Annotated in this window: 6 protein-coding genes; 2 read left to right on the top strand and 4 right to left on the bottom strand. The window is 62.6% G+C overall.

What is annotated here, in order from left to right; all coding sequences use genetic code 11:
* A partial coding sequence (locus EPO09_RS18530; protein ID WP_290645388.1) for a hypothetical protein occupies nt 1-748 on the bottom strand: 748 nt, incomplete at its 3' end.
* 308 nt (nt 749-1,056) lie between these two features.
* Between EPO09_RS18530 and EPO09_RS18535 the strand changes: the two genes are divergently transcribed.
* Entirely contained in the window at nt 1,057-1,875 is an 819-nt protein-coding gene (locus EPO09_RS18535; protein WP_290645390.1) for an alpha/beta hydrolase, read from the top strand.
* 21 nt (nt 1,876-1,896) lie between these two features.
* Nucleotides 1,897-2,688, top strand: coding sequence for a hypothetical protein (locus EPO09_RS18540; protein ID WP_290645392.1), 792 nt, complete (start codon nt 1,897-1,899; stop codon nt 2,686-2,688).
* 98 nt (nt 2,689-2,786) lie between these two features.
* Here the strand turns inward: EPO09_RS18540 and gatB are convergent, their stop codons facing one another.
* The 3 genes from gatB to gatA all read right to left on the bottom strand — a co-directional run.
* Nucleotides 2,787-4,271, bottom strand: coding sequence for an Asp-tRNA(Asn)/Glu-tRNA(Gln) amidotransferase subunit GatB (gatB, locus tag EPO09_RS18545; RefSeq protein ID WP_290645394.1), 1,485 nt, complete (start codon nt 4,269-4,271; stop codon nt 2,787-2,789).
* A gap of 5 nt (nt 4,272-4,276) precedes the next feature.
* The gene (locus tag EPO09_RS18550) at nt 4,277-5,146 is read right to left on the bottom strand and encodes a metal-dependent hydrolase (protein WP_290645396.1); all 870 of its coding nucleotides are present in this window, start codon (nt 5,144-5,146) and stop codon (nt 4,277-4,279) included.
* The coding region (gene gatA / locus EPO09_RS18555) for an Asp-tRNA(Asn)/Glu-tRNA(Gln) amidotransferase subunit GatA (protein WP_290645398.1) at nt 5,143-6,452 on the bottom strand (1,310 nt) is incomplete at its 5' end. The genes gatA and EPO09_RS18550, both read right to left, overlap by 4 nt.

The raw sequence follows: 6,452 nt of genomic DNA on the forward strand, positions 1-6,452 counted from the left end.
GCTCAGGAACTGCCGGTGCGGCCTTCACGCTGATGGTCGACACGATGGTGCCGAAGTCGGTCACGGTCTTCAGCGAGGTGATGCCGTTGGCCGTCAGCCCCATGGACGTGGCGAACAGGTCAAACGCAGCCTGGTTGATGGTCAGGCCGGAGCGTGTATTGGTGATCGACACCACGCCGCCGCCAGCGGGCACGAGCGACAGGTCAAGTGTCGTGGGGCCTGTGATGGTGGTGATGTCCCACAGCCAGACGTTGTTGTGGGTGCCCACGCCATTGCCGCCGATCAGATCGGCGTAGACCTTCTTGGCCAGCAGATCGACGCTCAAGTTGACGATTTTCAGCGAACCGCCCGTGGTGGCGATATTGGCGCTGGTGGCGCTTTGCAGTGAGCCACCGACAGTGCCCGCACCTGTGACAGCCAGGCCAGTGCCGACGACGTCCGCAGTCAGCGAGGTGACGGGCGCCGCCGCTGAGGCCGTCGAGATCGACACGACCTTGGTGGCCGCGTTGGTCTTGTAGGTCACGGCGGTTGTGGCGGGGTCTACGCCGGCGATTTGCACCTTGCCCGCATTCAAGGCGCCGATCAGCGCGCTGGAGAAGGTCAGCGTGTCCGTGCCACTCAGCTCCGACAGGGTATAGCCAGCGGCCACCGCGGTGCCGTTAGCGGGCAGCGTGATGCTGGTGGCGTGGGTTGATCCGGCAGCAACGAAGGCAGCTGCGACCATCAGGGGTTTCATTGCAAATTTCATACAAATTACTGCTTCTTCAGACAATGATGTCTATTTGGTTGAATCTGCTCGGGGCCGACGGTGAGTTCGATCGCCACTGTCCCAGGCACCCCCTGCGGGCAGAGCCCTCGGGTAGGCTTATTCTGGGTAGGTGCTCTTGACCTGATCAGTCAATGGTGTGCTGGAGGCGCCATGTTGAGCCACCCGAGGTGGGTGTACAGGCTGTCGCAGGTTGACCTGAGCGGCACGAGATTGGCGTTTCGGGCATGGCTGGCGCTGCTGAAATACACGGTTATTTCTTTTGCCAGATCAAATTCCCAGGAGCACCGATGGCCCGTGAACAATTGATTGCCGGCGTGCCTGTCATCGTCGAGGGCGATGGCCCTGACACCATCCTCATGCTGCATGGCTGGCCTGACACCCATCGCCTGTGGGATAGACAGCTTGCCTTCTTTCGCGGGCGCCACCGTTGCGTCACCATGACCCTGCCAGGTTTCGACAAGGTGGGCCTTGAGGGTGGCTATTCGCTGGACCATGTCGTGGCCGTGATTGCCAAGGTGGTGGACAGCGTCAGCCCGAACCAGAAGGTCACGCTGATGCTGCACGACTGGGGTTGTGCCTTTGGCTACCAGTTTGCGATGCTGCATCCCGAGCGTGTGGCGCGTATCGTGGCCATTGATGTAGGTGATGCCAACTCACCGGCTTTCGAGCAGTCTTTGTCTGTGGTGGCCAAAGGCATGGTCTTCACTTATCAGATCACGCTGGCATTGGCTTGGTACATCGGGGGCGCGATTGGCAACGGCGTGACGCGCGGCATGGCCAAAGCCTTGCAGGCCAAGGCTGATCCACGCCATGTGCACGCAGGCATGAACTACCCCTATGCGATGCGCTGGATGAAAGCATTTGGTGGTTTCGATGCCATGCGCCAGATCGAGCCCGAGTGCCCGTTCTTCTACGCCTATGGGCGCAAGAAGCCTTTCATGTTCCATTCCCGTTCGTGGTTGACGTGGCTGTCCAGTCGCCCGGGCAACGAGGTGCGCGCCTTCAACAGTGGGCACTGGGTGATGGTCGATTGCGCCGATGAGTTCAATAGCGCTGTGGCGACGTGGTTGTCTGCGACTTCAAGCAAAGAGGTGATGTATGGCTGATGGATGCCGAGGGTGTGCAGCATGAGCCCGCAACAGCACATCAAGCTGGTGGCCGGCCTGCTGGCCGTATCCATCGCCATCGAGGTCAACCTGCTGGCGGGCATCGAGCATGTGAGTGACGCGGTCTATCACGGGCTGCATATCGCCTTCATGGCGGCGGTGGTGCTGTCGCAGTTCGCTTTGTACTTGTCGAGCCGAGGTGCATCACCACATGCGGGTTATGCCGGCTGGATGGCACTGGGCATGGCGTCTACGGCGGTGGGCGATTACGTCAATGGCGCGATGAGCGGGGTGGAGCCCGTGTCGCTCAAACTCACCTGGGCCATGCTGCTGTTTGGCGTGGGCTACGTGATCTATGTGTTGATGCTGTGGCGGCATGACCGTGAGTCGGTAGCTGCAGGGCAGGGCGCGCGAGGCCTGTGGCGCTATGGCCTGGCCCTGCCTTTGCTGGCGGGCAACTTGCTGGCCTGGCTTCAGCATGTACAGCCCGGTGTGCAGGCTCACCCGCTGCTGCGCGACGGCTCCTTCGCGTTCAACCTGACGATCTATGTGGCGATGCCCGTGCTGGCCATGCGCTACTTCATCAACAGTGGTTGGGCGATAGGTGGTCTGGTGGTGCTGATCGGCGGGATCCTGATTCCTTACTCGGATCTGATCCTGTTTGGCTCGTGGCTACGCAGCGGTGTGGATCCGGCGGTGCCGAGCTTTCAGCTGTATGCCTACAACTGGATCGTGTACTTCGGTGGCCAGGCCTTGATGGCGATGTTCCCGGCGCTGGTGATGCAGCCTGAGGGCCGGGCCAAGGCGCCATAAGCAAACAGGCGCAGCCTTGCGGTCTGCGCCTGTTGTGCGTGGTTTTTTGTTGCGGCTTCTTGTGCCTTGGGTGAGGCGGCTTCACGCCACCTCCCGCATCAGCCCGCCAGCTTCTTCTTGAGCAAGTCGTTGACAGTGGCCGGGTTGGCCTTGCCCTTGGTGGCCTTCATGGCCTGACCCACGAGGGCGTTGAAGGCCTTCTCCTTGCCGGCGCGGAACTCTTCGACCGACTTGGCGTTGGCGGCCAGGATGTCGTCGAGGATCTTTTCCAGCTCGCCGGTGTCGCTCATCTGCTTGAGGCCCTTGGCTTCAATGACCGCATCCACGCGAGCGATGTCGGAAACGGCATCGGCGGCCTCACCACTCCACAGTGCATCGAACACCTGCTTGGCGCCGTTGTTCGAGATGGTGCCGTCCGAGATGCGCGAGATCATCGCGGCCAGCAAGGTGGCGCTGATCGGCGATTGCTCGATGGTTTGCTCGGCTGCATTCAGGCGGCGCGAGACTTCGCCCATCAGCCAGTTCGACACCAGCTTGGCCTGGCCGCAAGCCTTGGCTGCCGCCTCAAAGAAGGCGCCGAAGGCCTTGGACTGCGTCATCAGCGAGGCGTCATAAGCCGGCAGGCCATAGTCGCGCTCGAAGCGCGCAGCCATCACGCGAGGCAGCTCCGGCATCGTGGCGCGCACACGCTCCACCCACTCCGGCGAGATCACCAGCGGAGGCAGATCGGGGTCGGGGAAGTAGCGGTAGTCGTGCGCATCTTCCTTGGTGCGCATCGCGCGTGTCTCGCCCGTGTCGGGGTTGAACAGCACGGTGGCTTGCTGGATGGCTCGGCCGTCTTCGATCTCGTCAATCTGCCAGTTGATCTCGTAATCAGCCGCCTGCACGATGTGCTTGAAGCTGTTGAGGTTCTTGATCTCGCGGCGGGTGCCCAAAGGCGCACCGGGGCGGCGCACCGAGATGTTCACGTCGCAGCGGAAGGAGCCTTCCTGCATGTTGCCGTCACAGATGCCCAGCCACACCACCAGCGTGTGCAGGGCGCGTGCGTATTCGGCCGCTTCGGTGCTGGTGCGGATGTCGGGCTCGGTCACGATCTCGATCAGCGGCGTGCCGGCGCGGTTCAGGTCGATGCCGGAAGACTTCTCGCCGTTGAAACCGATGAAGTCATCGTGCAGCGACTTGCCGGCGTCTTCTTCCAGGTGGGCGCGCACCAGGCGCACGGTGTGCTCCTTGTCGCCCACGAAGAAGCTGACCGTGCCGCCTTGCACCACGGGGATCTCGTACTGGCTGATCTGGTAGCCCTTGGGCAGGTCAGGGTAGAAGTAGTTCTTGCGCGCGAAGATCGAGCGCGGCGCGATGTGCGAACCCACCGACAGGCCGAAGGCAATGGCGCGTTCGACCGCGCCCTTGTTCATCACGGGCAGGGTGCCGGGCAGGGCCAGGTCCACCGGGCAGGATTGGGTATTGGGCTCGGCGCCAAATTGCGTCGAGGCGCCAGAAAAAATCTTGGATTGCGTTGACAGCTGGACGTGGGTTTCCAGGCCAATGACGACTTCGTAGCCGCGGATCAACAGAGAGCTCATGGGCGTCAGGCGGGGTGTCGCGTAGGTTGATTGTTCAAGGGCCGGTAGCTGGTGGCGAAGTCTTGTCGCCAGCGTGCTACCAAGGCCCGGTTGTCGTGTTGCCAGGGGTGAAAGTTGGGCTTGAGGAAGGCAAACCAGTGCGGCATGGTGTGCCACAGGATGCCGTCACGGCCCAACCAGAAGCGCAGTGCGCTGCCCCAGGTCTTGCGTTTGAGGAACTGGCCATCCTTGCTCAGCATCAGCGCGCTTTGCACGAAGGCGTAGTACATGAATTCCAGCGAGATCAGCAGGTACATGGCCACGCGGCGCACATAGCCGCCACCCACTGCATGGTAGGTGTCCAGCGCCACGGCCTTGTGTTCGGACTCTTCAGCCGCGTGCCACATCCAGATCTGGCGCATGGTGGGCTCCATGCCTTCGGTCCAGCTCGGGTAGCGCAGCAGGCCATCGCCAAGGATGGCCGTGAAGTGCTCGTAAGCCACCGTGATCGACAGCTTGGTGCGTGGGTCGAAGAAGGCCGTGTGCTTGATCACGCGGGCCAGCGCGCGCTCGACCCAGGGGCTGTAGCCCTTGGACACAAGGTAGTCGTTGTACTGCTGATGCAGGTGGCGGTGCGTGGCCTCCTGGCCGATGAAGAGCTTGATCTCTTCAGCCAGCTCGGTCTTGCCTTGCGCGGCCACATTTTTGGCGAAGTGGCGCACGCTGTCGATGAAGAACTGCTCGCCCACCGGGAACATGAACGACAGGCCGTTCAGCAACTGCGAACGGTAGGCGTCGTTGTTGTTCCAGTAGATCGGAAAGCCTTGACTGATGTCCACATCGAGGTGGCGCACGGTCATGCCGTCCGAGTGTGTGGGCGAAGCAGGGGTGCTCATGACAGGCTCGCAGGCCGGCGCTGGTGCCAGTCGGTGGCTTGCTGGAAGGCGTGTGCCGTGTGCAGCAGGCCAGCCTCTTGCCAGTAGTTGCCGATCAGCTGCAAGCCAACTGGCAAGCCGTGTTCACCGAAGCCGCAAGGCACGCTCATGCCCGGCAGGCCAGCCAGCGAAGCAGGCAGCGTGAAGATGTCGGCCAGGTATTCCTGCACCGGATCCGTCTGCGAGCCGATGGCCCGAGCAATGGTGGGCGACACCGGGCCGGCGATCACGTCGCAGACCTGGAAGGCGGCCTGGAAGTCATCGGCGATCATGCGGCGCAGCTTCTGGGCCTGCAGGTAGTAGGCGTCGTAATAGCCGTGCGACAGCACATAGGTGCCGATCATGATGCGGCGCTTGACCTCGGTGCCGAAACCTTCGGCCCGGGATTTTTCGTACATGTCCAGCAGGTCTTTGTACTCGAGCGCGCGGTGGCCGTAGCGCACGCCGTCGAAGCGTGACAGGTTGGACGAGGCTTCGGCCGGCGCCAGGACATAATAGGCCGGCACCGACAGGCCGGAATTGGGCAGGCTGATGTCAACCGTGACGGCGCCCAGCTTGCGATACCCGGCAATTGCGCTTTCCACTGCGCTGGCCACTTCGGCGGATAATCCCTCGCCGAAGAACTCGCTGGGCAGGCCGATGCGCAAGCCGGAAAGCGGCCGTTCCAGATCGCGCGTGTAGTCCTCGGCCTCCCGTTCCAGGCTGGTGGAGTCGCGCGGATCGAAACCCGCCATGACGTTCATCAGCAGGGCGCAGTCCTCGGCAGATCTGGCCATGGGGCCGGCCTGGTCGAGCGAGGAGGCGAAGGCGATCATGCCATAGCGGGAACACACGCCATAGGTGGGCTTGAGGCCCGAGATGCCGCACAGGGACGCCGGCTGGCGGATGGAACCGCCGGTATCGGTGCCGGTGGCGGCGGGGGCGAGGCGGGCAGCTATGGCCGCTGCTGAGCCGCCAGAAGAACCTCCCGGCACGGCGTTCTCGTCCCAGGGGTTCTTGACGGGACCGAAAAAGCTGGTTTCACTGGACGAGCCCATGGCGAATTCGTCCATGTTTGTCTTGCCCAGGCTGACCATGCCGGCCTGCTTGAATTTGGCAATGACGGTGGCGTCATAGGGCGCGACAAAGTTGGCCAACATATTCGAACCGCAGGTGGTGAGCCAACCCTCGGTGCAGAATATATCCTTGTGCGCGATGGGCACGCCGGTCAGTGGCCCGGGCGTGCCGGTGGCGCGTTGCAGGTCAGCCTGACGGGCTTGCTCCAGGG

Origin of the sequence: Aquabacterium sp. (assembly GCF_004297345.1) — a bacterium.
Classification (GTDB): Bacteria; Pseudomonadota; Gammaproteobacteria; order Burkholderiales; family Burkholderiaceae_C; genus Aquabacterium.

Coding starts and splice junctions, on each gene's coding strand:
- gatB (WP_290645394.1), bottom strand. CDS start 4,271: ATGAGCTCTCTGTTGATCCGCGGCTACGAAGTCGTCATTGGCCTGGAA.
- EPO09_RS18535 (WP_290645390.1), top strand. CDS start 1,057: ATGGCCCGTGAACAATTGATTGCCGGCGTGCCTGTCATCGTCGAGGGC.
- EPO09_RS18540 (WP_290645392.1), top strand. CDS start 1,897: ATGAGCCCGCAACAGCACATCAAGCTGGTGGCCGGCCTGCTGGCCGTA.
- EPO09_RS18550 (WP_290645396.1), bottom strand. CDS start 5,146: ATGAGCACCCCTGCTTCGCCCACACACTCGGACGGCATGACCGTGCGC.